Here is a 26,054-nt window from a genome sequence, read left to right as displayed (position 1 = left end):
CTGCTTGGCTTCCTGATCCTGGCCGCCACAGGCTCCACAACAACTCATGGTTCGTTCCTCAAAGTCTGCTGAAATGACGGCCCCAGAATAACCAAGTGATTCACTCAAGTTTTTGACCGAGATCAGCATTTCCCGCTGCCCCGCCCGTGGCCAACCCTATCCACTTTTACTTGTCGTTGCCCCGCCCCTGTGTTGCTATGGAAACCCTAATATTCTCAATAACCTGGCGAGGAAACACATGGAGCAGGCATTAAGCGGCACCCACACGACCCGGCTTGGCTTCACGGCCCTGGTGTTCCTGCTGGCCTTTACCAGCGGCTTTTCCATCATGGCGGTGGAGCTGCTGGGCGGGCGCATCCTGGCCCCCTATTTCGGCAGCAGCATCCATGTCTGGGGCAGCATCATCACGGTGTTCATGGTGGCCCTGGCCATCGGCTACCTGGCCGGCGGCAGACTGTCCATGGCGGGGCCCAGCCTGCGCCGCTACGGCCTCTTCTACCTGCTCTCGGCCCTGGCCCTGCTGCCCATAGTCCTGGCCGGCGACGCCATGATGGAAGCCGTGTTCCTGCACATAGAGGATCCCCGCTACGGCTCCCTGCTGGCGGCCCTGGCGCTCTTTTTCGTGCCAACCGTGGTGCTGGGCATGATAGCCCCCTACTCGGTGCGGCTGCTGGTTCGCCACCAGCACCACAGCGGCCAGGTGGCGGGACTGCTCTATTTCGTCTCCACCCTGGGCAGCGCCCTGGGCACCCTGGCCACCTCCTTCTACCTGGTGCTCTACTTCGAGGTGGATCAGATCATGTTGACCCTGATCGGCCTGCTGGTGGCCGGCGGCGCCCTGGCCTTTGCCTGCCGGAACCTGGAGGAGAGCTGAGATGCGCCTGCTGATATTGATGTTGCTGTTGCCCCTGGCCTGCCAGGCCGAGGTGGTGCACAGGGAGAAGTCCCTCTACCAGGACATCTCGGTGATTGACAGCGCCGACCGCCGCTGCCTGGCCTTTGCCACCAAGCGCCAGCAGCTCAACCAGAGCTGCCGCTTTCATGACAGCGAGGCACTGGTCTTTCCCTACACCCGCATGAGCCTGGCCGGCCTGCTGGTCAGCCCCAGGCCCGAGCGCATCCTCATCGTCGGCTTAGGGGGAGGCACCCTGCCCACCCTGCTGGCCGACCTCTTTCCCGAGGCCACCCTTGAAGTGGTGGAGATAGACCCGGCCGTGACCCGGGTGGCCAGGGACTACTTCGGTTTCGTGGCAACGCCCAAGATGACGGTCAGGGAAATGGATGCCAGGGTCTTTGTGAAACGCGCCGGCCTTAAGGGCCAGCGCTTCGACTACGTGCTGCTGGACGCCTTCAACGGCGACTATATCCCCGAGCACCTGATGACCCGGGAATTCCTGGAGGAGATCAAGGCCCTGCTCAGCGACGACGGGGTGCTGGTGGCCAACACCTTTTCCTCCAGCCGCCTCTACCACCACGAGTCGGTGACCTACGACGCCGTGTTCGGCCCCTACTTCAACCTGCGCACGGCCGGCAGCACCAGCCGCGTCATCGTCGCCGCCAAGGGGCCGCTGCCGGACAAGACCGTATTGAAGGCGCGTGCCAGGGATCTTGCCGAAGCCCTGGCCCCCTACGGGGTGGACGCGGCGGCCTTCCCGGCCATGATGGATAGCCGCCCGGATTGGGACAGCAGTACCCGCCCCCTCACCGACCAGTATTCGCCGGCCAACCTGCTTAACCACTGAGCCTACAGGCTCAGGCGATTGGCCTCGCGCGCCGACTTGGCCCTGGGCGCGGCCTGGGCCTCGCTGAGGGGCCTGGTGCCACGGCATTGGGGGACACATCTAACCCTTTGCAAAAAGTCTTTTGAGTCAATGAGGTGGACTCTACCAAGCCACAGGTAATCAACGACTCTTATCCTCTTCCCCTAACTCCTGACATATACCTCTATCACCAATCTAGGCATTCCGATAGAATATGCCTTCACGTTATTTACGTTATTTTTTGACGTAAAAACGTTCTAACCACTGTACAAAAAAACACATCGAAAAACGTCAATCTGGCTAATATTTCAACAATGGTTGTTGTAGGAGCACCGTCATGGCCGATCTTGATCTGGGCTACTGCTATAGCTTCCCCGCAGTCAGGGGGATACAAGCTGGGCGACCATTTTTCATTGCCATCTGCCCTCTTCGCATCGTCACCAAGATCTTCAGCTTCGACGAAGAAGAAGTTCCTGCAGAGCTCAGGGCCCAGCGCACCCTGAACAAGTCTCGTATTCCCGAGATGGCGAAGTACCTGCTCGATAACCCAAAGGATTACATCTTCTCTGCACTGACTGCCTCTATAGGCTCAGATATCACCTTTGAAGAGTCCAAGAACCCCAGCCTGGGCGTTCTGCACGTGCCCATGGACAGCCAGATCCTCATCAATGACGGGCAGCATCGCCGTGCCGCAATTGAAGAAGCTCTCAGGGAAAAACCGGATCTGGGGCATGACAATATCGCCGTACTTTTCTTCATCGACGAGGGTTTAAAGCGCAGCCAGCAGATGTTCGCAGACCTGAACAAGTACGCGGTCAAACCGAGCCCATCTTTGAGCACCCTATATGACCACAGGGACCCAAGCTCTGAAGTGGCTCGGCACCTTGCAATGAGCATCAAACCTTTTGTGGGAATGACCGAAATGGAGAAGTCTTCAGTCTCCTCCATTTCGAACAAGCTGTTCACCCTAAGCAGCATTAAACAATCGACCCGAGCACTATTGGGTAAGGGTGCGAAAGACGAGTTCAGTCACGAAGAAAAGGCGCTTGCCGAGGCGTACTGGCTGGCGGTATACGACAACATGCCGGATTGGCAAATGGCCCATGATAAAACTGTGGCTCCTGCGCAGCTGCGGCAGGAGTTTATCCATGCCCATGGCCTGGGTCTCCACTCATTAGGAATGTTGGGTAAGCACCTCATCTACGAGCACCCTGACGATTGGCAAAACCAGCTGAGCAAGCTGAAGAAAGTGGACTGGCGCAAGGCCAACCCCGAATGGGTAAAGCGCTGCATGGTCCACGGCAAGCTCAGCAAATCCAGTGCCGCCCTACAACTGACATGCAACGGCCTGAAGAACATCATCGGTCTACCCCTCACGCCCGAAGAGCGTGAAGCCGAACAGCAGATAACAACATGACAGACTTAATCAACGCCTACGACTTGGCGGACTACGAAGATTTCATCAACCAGGAGAGCTTTGCAGGACAAAAGCTCAGCCACTTTGTAGCCCATGTTCAGCGCATCTATCGTGCCGACAATAGGCCTTGGGTGATCGGATACAGCGGTGGTAAAGACTCCACTGCCGTACTTACCTTGGTCTACCTCGCCCTGCAGGGGCTGGAGAAAGATCAGCGCCACAAAGACGTTTTCGTAGTGTCTTCCGACACCTTGGTTGAAACACCTGTGGTGGTTGATCATATCAATCGAACACTGGAGCAGATCGAAAAAGGTGCTAAGCGTGACGACCTACCCATCACCACACACAAGGTCTACCCCAAAACCAAAGAGACCTTTTGGGTCAACCTGCTAGGCAAGGGTTATCCGGCACCAACTAGGCAGTTCCGCTGGTGTACTGAGCGTATGAAAATTGATCCTGTGTCCGACTTTATTAAGGACAAGGTCTCGAAGTTTGACGAAGTCATAGTAGTGCTGGGCTCTCGCAGCAGCGAAAGTGCATCCCGTGCCCAGGTTATTGCCAAGCACAAGATTGACGGCTCCCACCTGGCCAGGCACACCACCTTACCCAACGCCTTTATCTTTACCCCCATTGATACCTGGGACGTAGAAGATGTTTGGAAAGTACTCAGGGGGGCCTTCCGCTATGCCCCTGACGATATAGAGGAATGGGAAAGCCCTTGGGGTGGTAATAACCGCCCCCTGTGGACCCTGTATATGGACTCTTCTGATCAAGGTGAATGTCCCCTGGTCATAGACGACAGCACCCCATCTTGTGGTAACTCCCGTTTTGGCTGTTGGACCTGCACTGTAGTCACCAAAGACAGGGCCATGGAAAGCCTGATCAAGAATGGTGAGGAGTGGATGCTGCCTCTGCTGCAGTTTCGTAACATGCTGGCCAAGACCACAGACCCCGAGGTAAAAAACCAGTTTCGTAACTTCAAACGACGCACCGGCAAGGTAAGCTACCAATACGCCAAAGAAGGGGAAGACATCGGTGCCGTTCGTAAACACGTGCCCGGTCCTTACCTGCTCAGTTGGCGTAAACAGTGGCTGGAAGAGCTCCTGACCATAGAAAAAGGGCTCAACCTCAAGGGCCAAAAGATTACGCTCATCACCGAACCTGAGCTGCACGCTATCCGGCAACAGTGGCTGAAAGACCCTAACGAGCCTGACTGGCACGATTCCGTTCCCAAAATATACAAGGCCGTATACGGTGCGGAGTTGAATTGGGTGGAGGACGACCAGGTCCGCTTCAGCGGTGATGACGTCGAGCTGCTACAACAGCTCTCTGATGAATTCAGCGTTGCCCCAGAAATGATCATGAAGCTTATCGAGCTTGAGCTTTCCATGGATGGCTTGGGCCGCCGCTCAGGTATTTTCTCCCGTATCGAAAGTATCTTGAAGCAAGACTGGGGCAGCCTTGAAGAAATCCAAGCACGCCATGCCCAGTTACAAGCTCGCCATGAATATGACTTGCATCAAAATCAGCTTAAGGCCTACGAGCAAGACATGAAAAACGTCGATGCTGAAATCAACAAGCTGATGCAGGAAGTAATGTCATGATTATCAAAAACCTAACTCTGCATAATTTTAGGGTCTTCCGTGGCATCCATGAGCTTGATCTGGCGCCAAGAGCCGAGAAACACAACCGTCGTCCCATTATTCTGTTTGGCGGCTTGAATGGCGCCGGTAAGACGTCAATTCTGACCGCGATTCGCTTCGCCCTGCATGGCCGTCAAGCCCTGGGTTACTTCACCAGTAATGCTGACTACATTGCTGCTCTCGATGGCTTGCTGCATAGGAGCAATGGCAGCCAAGCCGATGAGGCCAGCATCAGGCTGACCTTTACCCATGCCCAAGACGGCGTAGAATCCCAGTACCAGCTGATCCGTTCTTGGAAGCGTGGCCAGAAGGACCGCATTAAATTGAGCAAAGACGGAACGGCCCTTTCAGAGCTCAACTACGACCAATGCCAGGGCTTTCTCAACGAACTTATCCCCTTCGGCATTGCCGACCTATTCTTCTTTGACGGGGAGAAGATCGCCGAGCTGGCAGAAGACGAGTCCGGCGCCGTACTGAAAACAGCGGTCCGCCGTTTGTTGGGTTTAGACGTGATCAACAGGTTGAAGTCCGACTTGGGTATCTACCTTAAGCGTCAAGGTGCGGAAAAGCTTGCCAGTAATGAGCAGAACGAGCTCAAGCAGCTGGAGAAATCTGTCCAAAAACACCATGCCAATGCCGAAAAACACCGAGAGCAGGCCGAGTTCGCCAAGGCCCAACTGGAAAATTATCAGTATGAACTCCGTAAGTTAGAACAGAGGTTGGAGGAAAGTGGTGGTGCTTTCGCCAAATCACGCAAGGAAGAGGAAGAACGTGCAGCACAGCTAGTCAAAGAAAAGGACATGCTCGAGAGGGCCATACGCTCAGAGATGGAAGGATGGTTACCCATAGCCCTTGCTCCGAAAACCATGGCAACCTTACTCAAGGTGTTAGAGGAAGAATCCAAGGCCAAACGCAAGCAAGCCTTTAACGCTGAACTTTCCAACTTTATGGATAAGCTTCGCCAGGAGTTGGGTTTCCGTCTGGCTGGCTCTGCGCCAGTGGCCATGGAAGCCATAGAAGATTGCATGTCTTCGGTAGCAGCTAATTCAACTACACCAGTCCATCTGGATGTTTCAGACAGCGAACATCGCCAGATCCAAGCTGCAGTAGAATCATTATCGAATGAATCCTACCACCGTTTCAGTGAAGCCAAGCAACTGCTTGAGTCTGTAGAAGCCCAGCTTGAACAAGCATCAGTGAACATCGCCCGAGCCCCGGCGGAAGAGCAACTTCAAGATATCTTCAGCCAAATTCGCGGCTTGGATCAAAAATGCCGCACAGCTAAGTCCGATATTCTTGAGCACCTCAAGGTAGCCAAAACGGAGTACCGACTGGCCATGGAGGCAGCCCGCTCCGTGCAGAAATACCACGATATGGCACGCAGTCAACAAAACCGCTCCGAGGCCATTACCAACGCCCAAGCGGCGCTGCCCCTGCTAGATGTATTCTCAGAGCGCTTAACCCAAGCTCGGGTAAAACAACTGGAAGGCACCTTTGCTGAGAGCTACAAGCGCCTGGCGCGCAAAGACGACTTACAGATCAGTGCACGTATCAACGCCAAGAGCTTTGACGTTGAGCTGATCAATGAAGCAGGCCAGGTGATTAATCGCAAATCACTGTCAGCCGGTGAAAAGCAAATCTACGCCATTGCCATCCTAGAAGCGCTAGGCAAAACTTCCGGCAAAAAGCTGCCGGTGATCATCGATACACCGCTGGGTCGTTTGGATTCCAAACACAGGGATAAGCTGATCGAACACTACTTCCCCGTAGCCAGTCATCAGGTGATCATTCTTTCTACCGATACCGAGGTGGACGAGAAATACTTCAAGCAGAAACTGGTCGACGATATCTCGCACAGTTACGAGATCCAATTCAATGGCCGCACTCAGTCCTCTACCGTATCTGAAGGCTACTTTTGGCATAAGGAGGCCGTATGACACTACCTAACCGTATGAGCCTGACCAAAACCACGGAAGAGCAACTCAAGCGGCTCAAGGTCCATACTGGCATCACCCCCAATGTATCAGCACGGATCGCCTTCTTCCGCTCTATCGAGTCGGGATTTCGTTATCAAGAGGACGAAAGAAAGCTAGATGGCAGTCTAATGTTGGATAAGATAACTTGGCTTGGTGATACAGCTAACATCACAGAACTGGTGCTGAAGCTTTACTACCCAGACTTGGATCAAAAAGCGCTGACCAGAGCCTGGGCAGCGCATGTTGAGGATGGGATATCTTCCATTAGAAATCAAAGAAGCCTACATCCATTCACCAAACTAATTTAGTTTTTCTCTCGATTGCAATTAAACCAACCTAATTTTAGGTTGGTTTAATTAATTAAAGCCAACAATAAATGCTTATACTTCTAACGGCCATATCTTATCAGCAACATCTGCGATTTCTTCACACCGACTCAATATCCATGGTACACTCCAAAACTCTCCCGAGATGGAGAATCTATCATAAATATCTTTTGTTTGAGGAAATACAGAGTCTTTGTAATATATACACTTCTCGTCAAAGACATCGTTCTTAATTTTTTGATTCATTGATTTATTCAGCAATGTCATGTTTCCAATGCTGTAGATAAGATCTTCTATCTGCGCCCCCTCTGAGACCTTAAATTTACCATTAACTTTCCACTTACTTGGCTGCTGAGGAATTACATGCTCCAGGTGTATTTCCGAATAGTTTGGCACCGATTCCTTTTTGCTTTGCTCGAGGTAGACTTTGGATAATATATACTTAGCTATTTGGTTATCTTGCGTCCTAAATTTCTTCAAAGAATCCTTAAAGGCTGCATCACCAATTTTATCTTGATGGACTTTAAACGGGGCAATTATATCTGTGAGTGTTGCGCTATCATTTTTAGCTGACTTAATAACAATATCAAATACTCTCTTTGCACCACCAACAGAAAAATCACCTACTGTAATCCATCTAAACAGAAATGAAAGACTAATCCTTGATATTTCGTCAAGGATTTCTGGTCTATGCTCCTTAATAAACATTATCAATGGATAGCAAGTAGTGTACTTCAATAAATTAATTTCCCCACAGTACCTTAAGTATTTCTCTTTTCTATGCATTGACTCAGGGAAATTCAAATCGGACGCAGCATAAACCGAAAGAGATTCCGCTTTGTCTTTAAGGTCAGCGGAGAATTTCAAAATATCAGTGCTGTTACTATCTATGTATCTACTAACATACTTATAAAGTTCCTTCTTTGTTGTATTGATTCCTCGTATCGCCTCCCAATATATCCTTAGAAAATCCACTGGAGACAAACGACTTGATTCAATGAAGGAGATCATTTCATCCCAGTTACACAAAAGCTTATCGCTTTTTCCTTCATCACCACCGGCCCTCATTAATATTTTATTCTTAACCAAATCTGACACACTTAAGTCCATGCCTTTCGAATTTAGAGATTCAAAAAGCAAGAAAGCATCATAATCTGTTTTAACTTCTATGGTAATGAACTTTAATTTTTTTACCATGTGAACCAAAAGGCTATTAAGAGTCCTAATGGCGCCATCATCTTTCAGAGTGTCAAAAATCTGAGAAAAAAACACCTTTCTTGTTTTAATTAGTCTTTTGTCCGACTTATTTATTTTTAGTTCGTCGTCACTTATTAAAACAGACTCTTCCTCGCGGATTATTTTTTGAAATATGTCATTATCTTTCTTATTAAGCCGAAGGAAGTAATTGTCTGGTTCACTTGCCTCCCGCAGTCGATTAACTGCTATAGTAAACGTTCTATTAGCGATGCTTATGTTTTCTTTGTTACGCTCAACTTTCCCGAAAACCTGAGGGGTATTGGCAAAAGAACCCGCTATGGAGGAAATCACAGAAAAAAGGACTGAAAATGTGGCTAGTCTTTGCTGACCATCTACAATATCAAAACAATCCACACTATCATCACGCTTTTTTAAAACAATGGTCCCCATGAAATACTCAGCTTTTTGCTCAAATGAGTTCCATATATCTGTCCAAAGCGTTTCAACTTCATTGGGTGACCAGGAATAGTCCCTTTGATAATCCGGCACCAAGTAACTTGTTTCCAATCCGGACAAAATACTTTCCAAACTTTTACTTTCCGGCTTTATTTCCATGCAAACCTCCTAATGCCTATCAAAAAAAGCAGTGTTTTAATCACACTCACAATTAATGGGTGGATATCCATTGTGATTATTTACAAAGTACAGAACCGTAAAAAACGCCTTTATTTTAAAATTTAATGTTGTTGTGAAAATTCCTTTATGGTTACATTCATTGACTGCACGAGTTTCCTGCTCCCAACCGATCGTTAAGACAATTGTGCAGTAACACTTGATTATAAACCAGCGCTAGCCATTGATTTATAAAGTTCTTACGTTGAAGAAAGCATATCAAATGACGCTAGCATTAGTGCATGCAATATACCGTATCAAGGTCAGTGTAGGACGAAAATAACTGAAAGCACCGCTCGGAGTTCCCATCTTGTCCTCACTAGCTCATCTAGAAGTAGAACGTCACACCTCCTTACAAATCCCAAGGGCGTTGTTGATCAAATCAGTCTCTGGACGGCCCACCCCCCCAAGGCCGCCAGGCCCTTAGCCGACCTGCTGGCGTTCGGGCATACCCAGTCCTATGACTTTGTTCATCACCTTCACCCCGGCCAGGGCTTCGGCAACCTGGCCGTTGTAGTCGCGCAGGCTCAGCTTTGGGCCAATCAGCTGCTTGTAGCGGGACATCGCCGTTTCTGCCAGGGAACGCCGGTGATAGCCGCTGCGGATTTTCCATTCATCAAGGCGACCGGCCTTGAGCGCCGCCATCGCTTCGTTTCTGGGATGGCCATCCTCCCAGAAACACGCCGTCTTGCGCGGTGGAATAACAGCCCTGGCGCCCTTTCGCATCACCAACCGATGGCACCCCTTGCTGTCGTAGGCACCGTCGGCACTGACTCGTTCGATGCGACGGCGAAGCGGGTTCAGCAGGAACGGCAACACTTCGTTGTCGCCAACCTTATCCAGGCTGACTTCGGCGGCAACGACGGCATGGCTGTCGGCATCCACCGCCAGGTGCAGCTTACGCCAGACGCGCCGCTTCTCCTTGCCGTGCTTGCGTGTCTTCCACTCCCCTTCGCCGAACACCTTGAGGCCGGTGGCGTCAATGACCAGGTGGGTCATGTCGCCCTGGCTGCGCCGGCGATAGCGGATAGTCACCGTCTTGGCACGCTTGCTGATACAGCTGTAGCTGGGCGAGGACAGCGGCACCTCCATCAGTCGAAACAGGGAGTTGATAAAGCCCTCCAGGGCCCGCAGCGGCAGGTTGAAGAGGCCCTTCAGCATCAGCGCCGTCTCGATGGCGGTATCGCTGTACTCAAAGCCTCGCCCCCGGCCACCGTGGTGCTGCTGGCAGCGCCAATGGCGGATGGCGGCCTCGTCCATCCAGACGGTCAAAGACCCCCTGTTGACCAATGCGCGGTTGTACGCTGCCCAGTTGCTGATCTTGTGTCTGGCCTTGCCCATCCGTTGTTTCCCGTGAGTGCGACGCGGATCAGATCACGGCGACACGGAATGGTTCAACGATTTGGGAAACAATGCCCCACTACACACTACGTCGCGTTCAAGTCAAATTGAGACTAGGAGGTACCAAAGAGAGCCGTTAGTATTGATTGATAAATCAGTAGCTAAGCGCAGAGCATGGACAGAGTTTCGTTAAGGCAGGCACTCAGTGTCTTGTCAAAGTCTTCCCCTTTTTCAGTCTCCACAGTCAAAGAGCGGCAAACCGACTACTTTGACGAGCTTAAGGAATCCCTCTACGTCACCCAAGCCATCGAAAGAGACTTCGAGAAGCTGCTCGCCGGTGCATCACGCGGGGACATCATTTTCCTCTGTGGCTCCAGCGGTGACGGCAAGTCAGAGATCTTGACGCGCCACTACGACAAATCCGGCAGCCGCTACCGCTTTCACCTGGATGCCACTCACAGCTTCTCTCCTCATCAATCCGCCATCGAGGCCCTAGACCAGCTGTTTGATGAGCGTAATGAGGACGACAAGCCCCTCGTTGTCGGTATAAACATCGGTATGCTGGCCAACTTCGCGAAAGAAGGGGCAGAGCGACACGGTGAGATCCGCTCTGAATGCGAGCGCTTCCTGTCGCAATCAGAACCAAGCTCAAGCCAGTACACCTTCCTCGACTTCGAAGACTATCCCAAGTTTTACTTCTCCAAGGAACAAGCAGCATCCTCCGAGTTCACTAAGACGCTGCTCGAACAGCTAACAAAGCAGGATGAGTCTAATCCTTTCTTCTGCATCGCTCAGGGTGAAGAGGCCACGCAAGGAAACCAAGTCCTGCTGGCTAACTTTAAGATGCTGGCCGTCCCTGAGGTGCAAGACGTCCTCATCACCAACCTGTTCAAGCTCAGACTGAAGAAAGACCAGTTCATTACAACTCGAGCCTTGCTCGACTTGTTGCATCACCTTCTGCTTGGAGGCGGCTACCTCTGGGACAACCTTTTCTCCGGTGGAGATGATGAGCTATTGCAGCGCCTGGCAGAGCTCGATCCGGCTAACTTGCGCACCCAGCAGCTCGACCAGCTCGTATTGCGTTACGAGCTGGGCCTGCCAGACCCCGATCTCGACAGCTTCATTGAGCAGATTCGTGAAAAACACATCGCCTTGCCCCGCTCTGAGGTCAAACAGGGGGATGCAGGCTCACTAATTCGCTTGCTTTACCTCACCAAAGACGCGGAGTTTGCCAACGGTTACCACAAGCAGTTCCAAGGCGAATTCAATGACGCTCCACTGGAGGCCTATGCCTTTATGTGGCAAGTACACAAGAGCCACACCGTAGGAAACAAAGATACGTTCACCGCATTGCGAAAGTTCTACGCAAAGGAACTGATTGCAGCGGTGTACCGCTATGCAAACCGTAAAGCCCCAGAGCTGGGCAAAAAAGAGCTTTTCCTTGGGCAATATGGTCAGGTAAAGCTTGCCGCACCGGTTGAGATCAAAGGCAACTACGGCAAGATTGCTGAACAACACGAAGACAAGTGCCACCACTTCCATGCCCACTTCAAAGTCATGGACACCGAGCTTAAACCAGTACAGATCAGCCTTGGTCTGTTCGAGCTTATCCAGAAAATCAATCGCGGCTACCGGCCCAATCGCTACGACAAAAGTGTCGTTGTGTTGCTGGATGAGATGGTCGATCAAATCACTGAAATTGCCAAACAGACCCAGACGATCAAGTTTTACGAGGGCTCCAAGCAGTTCGTCGCTACGGATGACGACGGCATGATTACCGCAGAGGAGATCGTACGCTAATGTATCCTTTTCCCGACGAGTTGACCGTAAGCAACACTAATAAGATCAACAGCTACTTACCGGTCCGCAATAAGAACAACGACTTTTGCTGGGAAACCATCACTGGGATCGTTTTGAGCCATGCACTCAAGGCTGAGGTACGCGACTACGACTACGAGGATTTCCGCGAAGACTGCAAAGAGCGCTTTGCCAGTAAACTGGACGAGCCAAGTTTCTGGGAGGTACTGAATCGCACCTACTTCTCTGGGATGGACATCTTCAGCGTTTCCCCCATGTTCTTGCTGTTTAAAGCGCAGCGAAAGAGCTCTGGCAGTAAGGGCTGGAACGCACAAGATCAGCGTATGGCAGAGCTGTTCATGTCGATGATGGGGAATCACTTTACCCAAGATCGTATCAACGAGAAGCTCAACTTCATCGAAGCAGAGATACTCTCTGTATTGAGCGAAAAACTAGATAAGTCAGAGTCCGTTGACCAAAAGGAGCGCCCCTACCTCCCCTTCTTAGCAGAGGCCTTTGTAAAAGACCTCAAGTTCCTCGAGGGGCACCCCAACTACCTGCTGCAAGAGTTGAGCAACACTCTGCGGCTTTATGCGTTCTCCTATGTGTCTCAGCTGGCACTTAACGTCAAAAACTGGAGCGACGGCGAACCTCAAAGCCGCCCTCTGTACTTCATCCTGGATACCGAGAAGGCCAGCTCCGAGCGGGTTCACGTCGCTAAGCATGGCTTTAAGTTGCTGAGCAACTCCAGTGAGGCGCTGTTCCCGGTACTGTCCGCCTTGGAAGTACTGCAATCAAAGGTAATCAAACAGCCTCTATGGTACATCTACCAGCAAGCCTCTGAATACCAAGACAAGAAACGGATTCTTGATGTTCTGAACAACTACATAGGCACATTCATCGAGAACCGAAAACTGCCCCCGAGGCAGCCAGCTCAAAACCTAGAAGAGGCCTTTAAGCTGTTTGAGACCGTGGCCATCGAGCAGTTCAAGGATGAGAAAACCACCCGTGCAGACATCAACCGAAAGTACGTTGTGGAATGTGAAAAGCAGATCTTTGGGGATTTTATCCAATCTCGCGGCCGTGCCGGGCGGGTGTTGGTGCTGAATCAAGACCAGCTACTGCTACTCACTAATCTGGCCATCGGCGAGCGTGACAAACTTCGCCTGCATGAGCTGCTGAGTGAGTTTGAAGAACGTGGGTTCTACCTAGATGGGCAGTCCCAACAACAGCTGGTGCACTTTTATGAGCGCATGGGCAACGTAGAAAGAATGAGTGACAGTGGAGACGCCGTGTATGTCCGTCGAACAGTTTGAAGACTACCTCGTAAAGAAATTCGCCGAGTGGTCTAGCAAAGAGATCAAACCTGGGGTTCGCTACCAGTTCAAATCTCCCGACTCGGACAACTCGAAAGCGCTCTACCAAGCCTTCTTGCGCGCCGCAGAGAGTGGCCGCATTACCGATGGCAGTGTCGAGCTGCCGTACCTGATTTGTGGTCAGGTGCAGCTCATTCCCGTGCTGCACCGCGCTGATGAAACCGAGCAAGAAGGCTTCTCAGAGAACTATATCTCTCACCTGCGCGATTCCGTGGCAGGCAAAAGTGGCGCATTCAAAAACGCTGCCTTGCTGGTGATCCACAACAGTATGCTGGATACCCTGATAAACAGTGCACTCAATGTTTCGGACAAGGGGGCGATCTGGAATCCGCGAGTGTTTGAGCGCGAACTGGAGGGCTTAGTTGATCAATTCAGTGACACCAAAGAGTTATCGCTGTGCCTGCTTAAAGATCAACTGGCCGTCATTACCGACGATCAATCAACGATTTTTGGCTTCCGCGCGCTGTATCGTTCATTGCTGGATGGCGAACTGCACTTTGACGAGCTGGGTCTGTTCAACGATCCGGTCATTCTCACTATGAAGGGCCAAGATCGCCAGATCCGCAAGCGTCTAGATGAGAATCGGAAACTCAGAGAGTCCATCGACTTTAACGTTGAGCATTACCCCGATCAGCTCGATACGGTGATGACCGACTTCAGCCCCAAGTTCATCAAGGAGCACTTCGAAGGAGAGAAAGACTGGAAGGCCCTCTCCTATCAAGCCTATCGCGATGAGATTAAAACCAATCGCGCCCAAAGTCTGGTGCTTGAAGAGGTGAATGCTGAGGGCGCCTCGGTCATTCAGCGCGCCAAAGCTGACACCAAGGCGGGTCAGCGAGAGCAAAGCCTGCTTTTCCAAGCAACCGAGGCCATTGGCCAGATAACGCTCGAACTGGTCTTTGAAGGCAGCGACCTCACCGACCAGCAGGTTAAGCTGACTCACAACAAGGAGCTGGCAAGTGCGGCCAGCATCCAACTCAATCGTAGCGGCGGAAAACGCAGCCGTGCCGAAGTCACCATTCCCTTCTCAGGCCAGCCCACCTTCTTCAGCATCGAACTCAAACGCGAAAATCGCTCCGAAGAATATAAGTTTCGCTGTTTGATCGTCCGGGAAGGCCAGTTCTTGTTAGACGAAATCAAGAACTGCTTCCGAGTTGAACCCCGCAAGCAGTGGGTGACGCTTCAGTTGGACGAAAACACATTGCGGATTGGGGAAGCATCGAGCGATACCTGTGCCCTCGGTATCGATGACAATACCGTGGACGCGCAAGAGTACGGCTTTGTCGACTTTGAAGTGCTGGCAAATGAAAGCGAGTTTATCCAGTTTTCCGTCCAATCCGCGGGCGAAGCACTGCAGTTTAATGTAGAGGGACGACCTGCCGAGAAAGGCGTGTCTACGCCCTTGCTGTTGAATCAAAACCGATTCAACCGGCTCCTGCGTGATGACAGCAACGCCGAATTCAATCAGGCCAAAAAGCGCATCATCGTAGATAACCGTGAAAGCGCGGTGGGTGGCGCCAAGCTGCGGTTTCTCAATTGGGAACTTGAGTTTGCTAAAGAGGGCAAGCTGCATTGGAGCGGAGAACGCAGCCTTTCCAATGCCGAACTCAGCGCCACTTACCCGGACCTGGCAAGCGCTTATAGCGCGCTACTGCTGTACTACCAACAACACAACACCCTGCCCAGCCTGGTCGCGTGGGGAGATAGCTACTGCTCGCTGGTTCAGGCGGTACTCGACGAGTTCGAAAACGCGCTGCCCAGCGAGGCCACCAACAACCCCTTGAGCCACGAGCAAAAGCAGCTGATACGGATTGGTACGGTTACCTTTGAAGGTACCGAGTACATCGGTGCCTGGCACCCGCTGGTATTGGCTTATCACCTGAAACTGGCGCGCGCCTTGGCCGACGAGAAAGAGGCCGGAGAGTCTACCTTCCAGACATTGCCCAAAGTCACCTTGGAGCGCTTGGTCGCTTCGGGACTGATGCCTTACGTCTATCATGCTGAGTCCGACTTTGCCCATGTGGTGCCCAGCAAAGACAACAGCTTTTGGCTTGAGCTCATTCCTCACAAAGAGGCCAACTTTGGCTATGTGCAACGTCTGGTCAAAGACAAGTTAGCGGAGTTTACCAAGGCATATGCTCGCCTGTTTGCCGCCGGCAGTGCCAGCGCACTGACTATCAACGCCATCAATCAGCTGGAAGCGAAGGAGCTGTTCCTCGGCGTTATCGACCACTTTAAAAAGTACTTGGATGACTCACCGGCCATCCACGTTAACTTCTATGATGAAAAGCTGCAGCCCAACCAGTTTGACTGGTTTGCAGAGACGGGCTCGCTGGAAGAGCTCAAGGACAAGATGGGCCTGAACAGCGGTGCCCTCAAAGGCGAATCTGATCTCATCATCGATCTGATCCGAAGCCGACTGTCCTACAGCAAGTTCGTCACCCCTAGCGACGATACTCCGCTGGCATACGCTCACTTGGCGTTCTTCAAAAACAACGCCCGTGTAGACTGCCGCCAGATCAATATCGACGATGCACTCAGCGGGGTGCTGTGTGATGGCTTGATTGCAGGCGAAGCTGCCGAGACCAAGAGCGACTCCTACTACACTTCCTTTGGCCTGCGCCAGGTTGATACAGAGCAGCATCAACCGCTGCGCCTGGCGAGAACCCTTGGTAACCTATGGCAACCAGCACGCCAATCAAACCAGCAGTATCTCGGCCATGGATTGGGCTTGGCCGTGAGTTCCGACTTTAAGGCCTTACTCAATCGCTCCTACGACAGCGCCCTTTGGACAACGGTTATCGACCCCAAGGTGACGCTGGACTTCTTCACCTCACAGAAGGATGTGGTGCTGATCCATTACTCCGATCAGTACACCAGCTCCGCCGGCTATGACGCCATTACCGTGACTAAGGAAGTGGGCCTGTTCAAGCGCTTACTGCAGAAAGAGAGCCAGTCGGGCGCCAACAACCTGCTTTCGGAATTCAACGCCTTCAACGGTGAATGGCTGCTCAACATGCTCACCACCGGCGACAAGGACCGCAAAGAGAAGCACGGTATCATCGGTGCCTATAAGTTTGTCAGCACCATGCTGAAGGACTCTGATATCTGCTGGGTGCCGCTGTCGGTAGCCGAGATGGTGCGCGTCTCAGGCAATGTGGGGCTGAAGATGAGCGACAACGAGTTCTCACGCCATGTCCAAGGCTACAAGAAAGGCGCTATCTCCGATGACGTCCTCTTTGTCGGCTTCAAAGGAGAAACGCTATACCTGTTGCCGCTGGAAGTGAAAGCGGGCGTACGGCCAGACTTTGCTTATGCCGGCAAACAAGCCAAAGAGCTACTGCGCTACCTGAAAGAGGATGTGCTTGGCCCTGATACCTTTTCTGCCCGCCTCTATCGCGCTTTGTTTATCCGCCAAGTGCTGATGCAGGTAGAGAAGCTGCGCCTCTACGATGTGTTGGCTGAAGACTCCCTCGCTCCATTAATGGACAAGCGCGAGTGGTGGCTCAAAGGCGACTTTGGGGTTGAGAGTGTGCCCGGTTACTACGATGGCATTGTTCTGGCCCATCTAAGCAGCGATAGCTGCATTGAGCCGCGCTTTACCCCAACGCCCCACAATGTGCTTCAGATTGAGCTGCCCTACTCCTGGCTGATTCATCTGGTGGACAACAAAGCCGATGCCCATCCTTTCAGCATTCCCGAGGCACATTGCCTTCAGGAGGGGGCGCGCCAATTCTTCCATTCAGAGGAAGCAAAGACGCAGGATACCCCCAGTGAGCCGCCCGCTGCCCCAGAAGCTAAGAAAGTGCCGGTACCGCAGGAGGAACAACCTGCTGAGAAGCCCGAAACCGAACAACCTGCTGACGCGGAGACCAAAGTACCTGCAAGCAGTGACTCGCTGAAAGTGCTGTTGGGCCATAACATCTTCAATCAGCAAGCGATGTTGTGGGAACCGACCAATACCGCCAAGTTCATGAACAGCAACACTGGCATCATCGGCACCATGGGTACAGGTAAAACCCAATGTACCAAGTCGGTAGTCTCTCAGCTTTACCGGAATCAGCACAACAATGTGGATGGCAAACCCATCGGCATGCTGATCTTCGATTACAAATCGGATTACGTGGATGACAAGTTCATCAACGCCACCGATGCCAAGAAATTCAAGCTGTTTAAACTGCCCTACAACCCACTGAGCTTGTTTGGCGATACACCCATGCTGCCTATCCACACGGCAGCAGGTTTCTCCGAGACCATGGCACGTGCCTACGGACTGGGTAAGAAGCAGCAGCTCAAGCTGGAAAACATCATCCTAGAGGCGTACGAGCTTGCCGGTATTCGTGCGGAAGACCCTTCAACCTGGTGTAAGCCTGCGCCCACCATCGAAAACCTATGGGACATCTTCCTGAACCAAGACAAGGTGGAAGAAGACTCGCTGTATGCCGCTCTGTCAAAGCTGGCGCGCTTTAAGATTTTCGAGTCCGACCCAGAGCAGATGGTGAGCCTGTATGAGCTGATCGACGGCATCACTGTGATTGAGCTGGCTGGTTACCCGTCCGAGATCCAAAACCTGATCGTGGCGCTGACGCTGGACCTCTTCTACTCGCAGATGCAGAAGCAAGGTAAGCCGGAAGTGCGTGGCGATTTCCGTCAAATGACCAAGATGATTTTGGTGGATGAGGCCGACAACTTTATGTCGCAAAACTTCCCGAGCCTGAGAAAGGTACTGAAGGAAGGGCGCGAGTATGGGGTAGGTGTGATCCTCTCCACCCAAGACATCACACACTTCAAAACCGGTGAGAACGATTACTCCGCCTACATCCTAACTTGGATTGTCCATCGTGTGGCGCAAATCAAGAATCAAGACATCAAATCCATCTTCAATAAGGATGACAAAGCCGACCAGGAATCTCTGATGAAGAACATCCGAGAACTGGAAAAGCATCATAGTTTGTATGTGGATGGCGAAAAGCGAGTTACCAAGATAAAAGACAAGGCTTTTTGGGAGCTTACCAAGGCTTAATAGGGACATTGTTTGCCAAATCGTTGAACCATGCCGTGTCGCCGTGATCTGATCCGCGTCGCACTCACGGGAAACAACGGATGGGCAAGGCCAGACACAAGATCAGCAACTGGACAGCGTACAACCGCGCATTGGTCAACAGGGGGTCATTGACCGTCTGGATGGACGAGGCCGCCATCCGCCATTGGCGCTGCCAGCAGCACCACGGTGGCCGGGGGCGAGGCTTTGAGTACAGCGATACCGCCATCGAGACGGCGCTGATGCTGAAGGGCCTCTTCAACCTGCCGCTGCGGGCCTTGGAGGGCTTTATCAACTCCCTGTTTCGACTGATGGAGGTGCCGCTGTCCTCGCCCAGTTACAGCTGCATCAGCAAACGCGCCAAGACGGTGACTATCCGCTATCGCCGGCGCAGCCAGGGCAACATGACCCACCTGGTCATTGACGCCACCGGCCTCAAGGTGTTCGGCGAAGGGGAATGGAAGACACGCAAGCACGGCAAGGAGAAGCGGCGCGTCTGGCGCAAGCTGCACCTGGGGGTGGACGGCCAGGTCCTGGCCCCCATGCTCAGGCCACTGCGCCGCCAGATAGGCAGCGTCTACGGTGACGGCGCCTATGACAGCGGCAATGCTACGAGGAAATCGCCCACAAAGGTGCCCGCCCGCTCATACCGCCGCGCAGCAATGCCGGTTATTGGCAGGCAGGGCATCCCCGCAACGAGGCGGTGGCGGCGCTCAAGGCCGGGGAGCTAGCAGAGTGGAAGATGGAGAGCGGCTACCACCGCCGCTCGATAGCGGAGACGGCGATGTGGCGGTTCAAGCAACTGACCGGCGCTCGGCTACGACTGCGCGACTACAACGGCCAGGTCGGCGAGGCGATGGCCCGGGTCGCGGCGTTGAACCAAATGACGGCCTTGGGCATGCCGGTCAGTGAAATGGTCCGCTAACCCCGGAGGGGGTCGGGGCCTTCTGGCTCAAGGAATGAATTGATCAACAAGGCCGGTTTGGGATGAATGATGCCAGGGTAGAGCCTTCTGGTTGGCTAGGGGCCGGCCACGACAGCACCGCGCTTATAGCGGCCACTTACACCTTGGCCACCTGGCGTTGCTGCAACCAGAAGGCATGGAGGGCACGGGCGGCCACATTCAGGCGCTCGATGCCTTGGTGCCGCCCGGCCATGTTCTGACTGGTCGGCTTCGACTCCACTTCGTGATACCCCTCGATAAGCTTGAACTGGGCCAGGCCAGGCTCGGGCATTTGCGGCCAGTGCCCCAGCTGGGCGCCCCAGAGGTAGCCGTAACACCAGTGTTTGGCGCTTTCGAGTTCCTCGCCATTGACGTCTTCCAACAGCGGCAGCAAGGCAAAGTCTTGTGGCCTTTCCGTCAGCTCGATGGCGATGCAGCTCATCATCCTCATGACCAGGTTGAGGAAGCACTCCTGCTGTCCCCTGTCGTGCCAGTCGGGTTCGCAGTCCGGCTGTCCCCAAATGGCGGCAAGCCACATGTTCGGCATGATGGGCTTGGGAGCGCTGACAATGGCGGTCAAAAAGCCGTGCAGTTCGGAGGCATTGCGAACGGCCTGCTCGCTGATGCTGAGCGCCAGCACCTGGTCGATAAAAACCAGCTCTTCGGTTGTCGGGGAATCCTGGTTAAGCAGGGATCTGATGAACATGTCCTGCTCCAAGGAGGCCTCCGGGCCCCCTGTGGCAGATGACAGCATGCGCTTCAGGTAACCTCGCTCGTCTTGCAGCAAGGCCGCCACCTGCTCCGGCTCGGCACCCAGCAGAGGAGCGTAATGACACAGGAAGTCACGGTCAGGATACAGATGGCCGGCCTTGTCCTTATGGCCACGCAGGGTGCGGTTGACATAGGCGTCGAAATCGGCCAATTCAAATGGCTCCTCCGGCCAGTAGTTTCCCTCATACACATGGTCCTCAAAGCGCCAAACCACCTCCTTGATGTGAGCGTTGACACTGTGGTCGCTGCGTTCAAAGAAACGGAAATCACCATGGACTTCCATCAACCGCGGCAAGAGCCCCTGTGTCCCGGATTCGTCCTCCTGCACCAGTTCGAATTCCACGGCCAGGTCAATAAGCTCATTGATAAAACGCTCATAGAAGGCGCTGATAAAGGCCTGCCAATCGCCTTTTTTCAGGCCGGTAAATACCATGGCGTAACGCTGCTTTCGTGACATGGCGATAAGGCACTTGCGCCTGTGGATGGTGACCACATGCAGGATCCAATGCTCGAAGCACGCCGGCTTTTCACCTTTCCTGTTGGTGAGCCAGGCGTCGTCATGATCGAATTCCTTACGTTCGGCTTTGTCCACCGGACATTGCTTGATGCCCTTGACTGTCTTGGTGAGGAACTCGGTTGCGGCCTTGGTGCAGTTGAATACCAGCATGAGAGAAGTTGGGATAGCGTGTCATTGCCCAGCACGTTACCACAACGCCAGCCCAGTTGCAGGCCAGACATTCAGCCCAAACGCCGCTGGCGCGGGGCCTGCGGCGTTGTTTGCCGGGGCCCGGCTTGGTATGGTGTGGGTCGACTTTACGCCTGCCGATGCATTTTCAATCAATAAGATGGCGGGCGTTCATTTGAAGGACGAAGAGAAGAGTTCCATGAAAAAGACCCTGATCGCTTCCGCCATTGGCGCGGCCCTGGTGCTGGGCGCCTGCTCCGAGCAAGCCACCGACAAGAAGGCAGAAACCGTTGCCGCCGCCCCCGAGCAGGCGGTGAAGAGCGAGGCCCCCGTGGCCGCCGAGACACAAATGAGCAACCCGCTGTTCGTGAAGAGCCCCCTGCAGTACCAGGCGCCCCAGTTCGACAAGATCAAGACCGAGCACTTCGCCCCCGCCTTCGAGCAGGGCATGAAGGAGCACCTGGCCGAGATCGAGGCCATCGCCAACAACGCCGAGGCCCCGACCTTCGAGAACACCATCGAGGCCATGGAAACCAGCGGTGAGCTGCTCAACCGCGCCGTGAACACCTTCTTCAACCTCACCGGCACCATCTCCGACGAGGCCATCCGCGCCGTCCAGTCCGACGTGGCGCCCAAGCTGTCCGCCCACCAGGACGCCATCAACCTCAATGGCAAGCTGTTCGAGCGCATCGAGGCCCTGTACGCCAAGCTTGACCAGTTCGAAGGCGAGCAGAAGCGCCTGGTGGAAAACTACTACAAGGGCTTCGTCCGTTCCGGCGCCAAGCTGACCGAGGCCCAGAAGGACCAGATCCGTGACATCAACGGCAAGCTGGCCAAGCTGACCAACGATTTCAGCCAGAATGTGCTCAAGGCCACCAAGGACGCCGCCGTACTGGTGGAAGACAAGACCCAGCTGGCCGGCCTGTCCGAGTCCGACATCTCCGCCCTGTCCGCCGCCGCCGAAGCGGCCGGCCACAAGGGCAAGTACCTGATCACCCTGGTCAACACCACCCGCCAGCCGATCCTGGCCAGCCTGCAAAGCCGCGAGCTGCGCGAGCAGGTGTGGACCGCCTCCGCCAACCGCGGTGCCGAGCTGAACGGCCCGGTGATCAAGGAAATCACCACCCTGCGCGCCCAGAAGGCCAAGCTGATGGGCTACGACAGCTGGGCCGACTACGTGCTGGAAGAAAACATGGCCAAGACCCCGGGCGCCGTGCTGTCCATGCTGGACGACCTGGCGCCCAAGGTGGTCGAGAAGGCCAATGCCGAGGCGGCCGACATCCAGGCCCTGATCAAGGCCCAGGGCGGCGACTTCGAGCTCAAGCCCTGGGACTGGATCTACTACGCCGAGCAGGTTCGCGCCAAGAAGTTCGACCTGGACGAGCAGCAGATCCGCCCCTACTTCGAGCTGAACAACGTCCTGGAAAACGGCGTCTTCTTCGCCATGAACCAGCTGTTCGGCATCTCCTTCAAGGAGCGCCACGACCTGCCCGTCTACCACCCGGACGTGCGCACCTTCGAGGTGTTTGACGACAAGGGCGAAAGCATCGGCTTCTTCTACGGCGACTACTTCGCCCGCGACGGCAAGCGTGGCGGCGCCTGGATGAACGCCATGGTCGGCCAGAGCCACCTGCTGGGCCAGAAGCCGGTCATCGTCAACGTGATGAACATTCCCAAGCCCGCCGAAGGCCAGCCGGCCCTGGTGAGCTTCGACAACGCCAACACCATGTTCCACGAAATGGGCCACGCCGTGCACGGCCTGTTCTCCGACGTGAAATACCCGAGCCTGGCCGGTACCGCCGTGCCCCGCGACTTCGTGGAATTCCCGTCCCAGTTCGAGGAAGACTGGTCCATCAACCCCAAGGTCATCGCCAACTACGCCAAGCACTATGAGACCGGCGAGCCGATCCCGGCCGAGCTGCTGGACAAGCTGCTCAAGTCCCGCCAGTTCAACCAGGGCTTCGACAGCCTGGAGTACCTGGGCTCCGCCCTGCTGGACATGGAATGGCACATGATCGGCGCCGACGCCAAGGTTGAAGACGTGCAGGCCTTCGAAGACAAGGCCCTGGAGAAGCATGGTCTCAAGCACGGCCTGATCCCGCCGCGCTACAAGTCCAACTACTTCAGCCACACCTTCGCGGGCGGCTACTCCGCCGGTTACTACGCCTATATCTGGACCGAGGTCCTGGCGGCCGACGCCTTCGCCCACATGAAGTCCAACGGCGGCCTGACCCGTGAAAACGGCGACAAGTTCCGCAAGGAGATCCTGTCCAGGGGCGACACCCTGGACCAGATGGAGCAGTACATCAACTTCAAGGGCGAAAAGCCCAGCGTTGACGCCCTGCTCAAGCGTCGCGGCCTGGTGGAATAAGCCAGCCTGTCGATAACAAAAGGGCGCCTTCGGGCGCCCTTTTTTATGCCTGTTCCATGGATGAAACAACCTGGCACCCCATCCAACATCATGTTTTTCCACTGGTTAGCAGCAGGCGCCCAATAAAGCGTAAGCCTGGCTTAACAGTCCCGGCCGGGCATTAAAACCAAAAAGGCTTGTTTTTCAATGTGTTGAAAAAAGGAACGAAAATTGCCCGATCTTGCCGTGGCATTGAAAAATGCCGGGCAAATCGCAGCCGCCTGGCGGAAGCCCGAGCTTCCGGGGGGCTGCCTTGTTTCGTTACCGGCGGCCTTGGACCTAAACCAGCGGGCCAGGATGCAGAGGGGGAGGCCCTGAGGAGCACGTTATGAACCGGTTATTGACCGGGGCCCTAACGTCCATGCTGGTGCTCGCCTTCGGCGGTACCAGCCACGCTGACCCCATTGCACATACCCGTACCGAAGCCAGCATCGACTGGGTATCGGCTGGCATCTCCGGCGTTGGCGCCGGCTCGGGGGATATCACCCTGGCCGGCATCGGCTCGGGCACCGTGCTCAAGGCCATGCTGTTCTGGCACGGCATCGACAGCGGCGGTGACGGCAACTACGACAACGCCGATGTCTTCATCAATGGCAATGCGGTCACCGGCATCGCCATAGGCACGGCCACCACCAACTGCTGGGGGCCGGGCAACTCCGTGGCCTACCGGGCCGACGTCACCGATTTTGTCACGGGCGACGGTATCTACAGCATCACCGGCCTCGCCGCCGGGGCGGGCCACAGCGCCAACGGCGCCTCCCTGGTGGTGACCTTCGATGACGGCGATGACGGCAACAACCGCGATCTGGCCTTCTTCGAGGGCAACGATTCCAATTTTCCCGAAGGCTTCCCGGGTGAAGACGAAGGCTGGCACGCCAGCCTGGGCCCCATCGACTACGGTGGTGGGCCCGTATCGGTACAGTTCCATATGGCCGATGGCCAGAGTTTTTCAGACAACAGCCTGACCCTGGCCACCGCCAACGGCAACATGACCATCAACGACACCACCAGCCTCTGGGACGGCAACTCCCTGCCCTCGGCCGGCAGCAGCCGCGCCAGTAACGGCGACCTGTTCGATATCCATGACTTCGACGTCACCACCGCCTTTGGCGGCATAGCGGGCATTGTCACCCTTGCCCTGGACGGCCAGGCACCGCTCAGCGACTGCCTTGGCCTGGTGCTGGCGTTGGTGGATCTCGAGCCCGGCACGGCACCGCCACCGCCGGGAGAGCGGGGCGATTACTGCGTCTACCAGGAAGAAAACGCCGGCCAGGGTGATTTCCAGCTGCTCGGCAAGGTGGATGCCTTCGACCACGGCGCCCAAACCGCGGCCGAGGTCTACAGCTACGGCAATCCGGCCACGGCCAGCTACAGCGGTACGGCGCCGCCGGCATTGAGCGACGTTTCGCAGCTGTTCCTGGTCCAGGCCAGCGACGGCCTGGCCCTGTTCCAGGTCCACGACGCCCCCAATGACGGCAGCGGCGGCCGTTTCCGTACCGAGTTCACCCTCAGCGGCGACACCGCCGCCGTGCTGCAGGGTGACGACGGCGCCGAGATGAGCGGCAGCGGCACCGGCTTTCTCGGCAACCATAGCTGGGCGGCCTGCTGTACCGACGGCGGCGTGATCGGCGCCCTGGACGGGGGCTGGAGCATGCTGGCCGAAGCCACCCTCATCTCCGGCATCGGCAGCTGGCAGGTCAGCTCCGCCGGCGGCGAGCCGGTACAGCTGGACATGACCCTCAACAAAAGGGTCCGGCTGGAAAGCTGTGAAGTCCCCCCCGAACAGCCGGATCTGGCCAAGACCCTGGTCGAGGGCCCGGACCGCGACGGCGACGGCCAGATAGATCTGGTGATCCCGGTCAAGCACACCGAAACCAGCGCCTATGTCTGGCAGATTGCCCTCAACCTCCCTGAGGGCCCGGCGGTCTGGATCAGCGACCACGTGCCCGCCGAGTCCCTGGTGATGTCCATCAACGGCGACCAAAGCGCCCTGCCCCTCGGCTGTGGCGAGGCGGCCAGCTTCAGCGACGCCAGCGGCCTTACCGAGCTGGCCCGCGGCGGCAAGATCGGCAAGAGCTGCCAGAGCTCCACCGCCCTAGGCTGGCTGCCGGCCAGCACGGTGGCGGCACTGCAGGTCGGCGTGCAGATGCGGCCCAGCCCAGGCCGGGGCCACAAGGAAGGTACCGTCTACGCCCCCACTTCCTGCGGTCCCCTCTACCTCAACAAGGGCGCCAGGGCCTATGAGCTGGACGCAGAGGGCATGCCCCTGCTCGACAGCCCGCTGCTGGAGTCCAACGCCCTCTGCCTGGCCGCGGTCAGGGTCGACCTTGAGGATCCCGAGCTGGATCTGAGCGACATGGCCGACCATGACCAGGACGGCCTCAAGGACGTGGACGAGGCCTGCCGCAACGAGCCAAGGACGGATCCCTGCGACTGGGACAGCGACGATGACGGCGTCGGCGACGGCGACGACAATTGCCCGCTGACCGCCAATGGGGATCAGGCCGATCTGGATCAGGACGGTCTGGGCGACGCCTGCGACGACGACATGGACGGCGACGGTATCGACAACGGCGAAGACAACTGCCCCATGGTCGCCAATGACGACCAGTTGGATGCCGACATGGACGGCGTCGGCGCCGCCTGCGACGCCGATGACAGCGATCCGGCCATCCCATGATGGCCGCCGGCGCCCCGCT

Annotated in this window: 14 protein-coding genes and 1 pseudogene; 12 read left to right on the top strand and 3 right to left on the bottom strand. The window is 55.1% G+C overall.

What is annotated here, in order from left to right:
• Positions 1-238 precede the first annotated feature (238 nt).
• The 6 genes from WDB71_RS06730 (at position 239) to dndE (ending at position 7,104) form a co-directional block, all read left to right on the top strand.
• Positions 239-874, top strand: coding sequence for a fused MFS/spermidine synthase (locus WDB71_RS06730; RefSeq protein WP_341503875.1), 636 nt, complete (start codon positions 239-241; stop codon positions 872-874).
• A gap of 1 nt (position 875) precedes the next feature.
• Complete coding sequence (locus WDB71_RS06725; RefSeq protein ID WP_341503874.1) at positions 876-1,742, top strand: fused MFS/spermidine synthase; 867 nt, start codon at positions 876-878, stop codon at positions 1,740-1,742.
• Positions 1,743-2,097: 355 nt separating this feature from the next.
• Complete coding sequence (gene dndB / locus WDB71_RS06720) at positions 2,098-3,177, top strand: DNA sulfur modification protein DndB (protein ID WP_341503873.1); 1,080 nt, start codon at positions 2,098-2,100, stop codon at positions 3,175-3,177.
• Complete coding sequence (gene dndC / locus WDB71_RS06715; RefSeq protein WP_341503872.1) at positions 3,174-4,781, top strand: DNA phosphorothioation system sulfurtransferase DndC; 1,608 nt, start codon at positions 3,174-3,176, stop codon at positions 4,779-4,781. Before dndB ends, dndC begins: the two co-directional genes overlap by 4 nt.
• Complete coding sequence (gene dndD / locus WDB71_RS06710; RefSeq protein WP_341503871.1) at positions 4,778-6,757, top strand: DNA sulfur modification protein DndD; 1,980 nt, start codon at positions 4,778-4,780, stop codon at positions 6,755-6,757. The genes dndC and dndD overlap by 4 nt, the downstream gene beginning before the upstream one ends.
• Positions 6,754-7,104: a DNA sulfur modification protein DndE gene (gene dndE, locus WDB71_RS06705; protein ID WP_341503870.1), complete on the top strand. Its 351-nt coding sequence runs from the start codon at positions 6,754-6,756 to the stop codon at positions 7,102-7,104. The genes dndD and dndE overlap by 4 nt, the downstream gene beginning before the upstream one ends.
• Before the next feature lie 72 nt (positions 7,105-7,176).
• Here dndE and WDB71_RS06700 read toward each other — a convergent pair whose 3' ends face one another.
• Positions 7,177-8,934, bottom strand: coding sequence for a DUF262 domain-containing HNH endonuclease family protein (locus WDB71_RS06700; RefSeq protein ID WP_341503869.1), 1,758 nt, complete (start codon positions 8,932-8,934; stop codon positions 7,177-7,179).
• Between the two features lie 480 nt (positions 8,935-9,414).
• Positions 9,415-10,332: an IS5 family transposase gene (locus tag WDB71_RS06695; protein WP_341503868.1), complete on the bottom strand. Its 918-nt coding sequence runs from the start codon at positions 10,330-10,332 to the stop codon at positions 9,415-9,417.
• A gap of 174 nt (positions 10,333-10,506) precedes the next feature.
• Here WDB71_RS06695 and dptF point away from each other — a divergent pair, with 174 nt between their 5' ends.
• From dptF to WDB71_RS06675, 4 genes and pseudogenes are all read left to right on the top strand, one after another.
• Entirely contained in the window at positions 10,507-12,132 is a 1,626-nt protein-coding gene (gene dptF / locus WDB71_RS06690) for a DNA phosphorothioation-dependent restriction protein DptF (RefSeq protein WP_341503867.1), read from the top strand.
• Complete coding sequence (gene dptG / locus WDB71_RS06685) at positions 12,132-13,445, top strand: DNA phosphorothioation-dependent restriction protein DptG (protein WP_341503866.1); 1,314 nt, start codon at positions 12,132-12,134, stop codon at positions 13,443-13,445. The genes dptF and dptG overlap by 1 nt, the downstream gene beginning before the upstream one ends.
• The gene (gene dptH / locus WDB71_RS06680; RefSeq protein WP_341503865.1) at positions 13,426-18,528 is read left to right on the top strand and encodes a DNA phosphorothioation-dependent restriction protein DptH; all 5,103 of its coding nucleotides are present in this window, start codon (positions 13,426-13,428) and stop codon (positions 18,526-18,528) included. The genes dptG and dptH overlap by 20 nt, the downstream gene beginning before the upstream one ends.
• 80 nt (positions 18,529-18,608) lie before the next feature.
• Positions 18,609-19,471 (top strand): annotated as a pseudogene (locus WDB71_RS06675) (IS5 family transposase).
• A gap of 136 nt (positions 19,472-19,607) precedes the next feature.
• Here the strand turns inward: WDB71_RS06675 and WDB71_RS06670 are convergent.
• Entirely contained in the window at positions 19,608-20,927 is a 1,320-nt protein-coding gene (locus WDB71_RS06670) for a UPF0149 family protein (RefSeq protein WP_341503863.1), read from the bottom strand.
• 217 nt (positions 20,928-21,144) lie between these two features.
• On the opposite strand from WDB71_RS06670, the gene WDB71_RS06665 reads away from it, so the two are divergent.
• Positions 21,145-23,316 carry a M3 family metallopeptidase gene (locus tag WDB71_RS06665; protein ID WP_341503862.1) on the top strand — a complete coding sequence of 724 codons (2,172 nt, stop codon included), beginning with the start codon at positions 21,145-21,147 and terminating at the stop codon, positions 23,314-23,316.
• Positions 23,317-23,683: 367 nt separating this feature from the next.
• The gene (locus WDB71_RS06660) at positions 23,684-26,035 is read left to right on the top strand and encodes a thrombospondin type 3 repeat-containing protein (protein ID WP_341503861.1); all 2,352 of its coding nucleotides are present in this window, start codon (positions 23,684-23,686) and stop codon (positions 26,033-26,035) included.
• Positions 26,036-26,054 lie beyond the last annotated feature (19 nt).

The organism is Gallaecimonas sp. GXIMD4217 (genome assembly GCF_038087665.1).
GTDB lineage: Bacteria > Pseudomonadota > Gammaproteobacteria > Enterobacterales > Gallaecimonadaceae > Gallaecimonas.
Note: the sequence above shows the minus strand (reverse complement) of the source record. Positions and strands in the feature narration are given on the sequence as shown.

Bases quoted from the DNA above. Each gene is read 5' to 3' on its own strand.
- WDB71_RS06730 (WP_341503875.1), top strand. From the start codon at position 239: ATGGAGCAGGCATTAAGCGGCACCCACACGACCCGGCTTGGCTTCACG.
- WDB71_RS06725 (WP_341503874.1), top strand. From the start codon at position 876: ATGCGCCTGCTGATATTGATGTTGCTGTTGCCCCTGGCCTGCCAGGCC.
- dndB (WP_341503873.1), top strand. From the start codon at position 2,098: ATGGCCGATCTTGATCTGGGCTACTGCTATAGCTTCCCCGCAGTCAGG.
- dndC (WP_341503872.1), top strand. From the start codon at position 3,174: ATGACAGACTTAATCAACGCCTACGACTTGGCGGACTACGAAGATTTC.
- dndD (WP_341503871.1), top strand. From the start codon at position 4,778: ATGATTATCAAAAACCTAACTCTGCATAATTTTAGGGTCTTCCGTGGC.
- dndE (WP_341503870.1), top strand. From the start codon at position 6,754: ATGACACTACCTAACCGTATGAGCCTGACCAAAACCACGGAAGAGCAA.
- WDB71_RS06700 (WP_341503869.1), bottom strand. From the start codon at position 8,934: ATGGAAATAAAGCCGGAAAGTAAAAGTTTGGAAAGTATTTTGTCCGGA.
- WDB71_RS06695 (WP_341503868.1), bottom strand. From the start codon at position 10,332: ATGGGCAAGGCCAGACACAAGATCAGCAACTGGGCAGCGTACAACCGC.
- dptF (WP_341503867.1), top strand. From the start codon at position 10,507: ATGGACAGAGTTTCGTTAAGGCAGGCACTCAGTGTCTTGTCAAAGTCT.
- dptG (WP_341503866.1), top strand. From the start codon at position 12,132: ATGTATCCTTTTCCCGACGAGTTGACCGTAAGCAACACTAATAAGATC.
- dptH (WP_341503865.1), top strand. From the start codon at position 13,426: ATGTCCGTCGAACAGTTTGAAGACTACCTCGTAAAGAAATTCGCCGAG.
- WDB71_RS06670 (WP_341503863.1), bottom strand. From the start codon at position 20,927: ATGCTGGTATTCAACTGCACCAAGGCCGCAACCGAGTTCCTCACCAAG.
- WDB71_RS06665 (WP_341503862.1), top strand. From the start codon at position 21,145: ATGAAAAAGACCCTGATCGCTTCCGCCATTGGCGCGGCCCTGGTGCTG.
- WDB71_RS06660 (WP_341503861.1), top strand. From the start codon at position 23,684: ATGAACCGGTTATTGACCGGGGCCCTAACGTCCATGCTGGTGCTCGCC.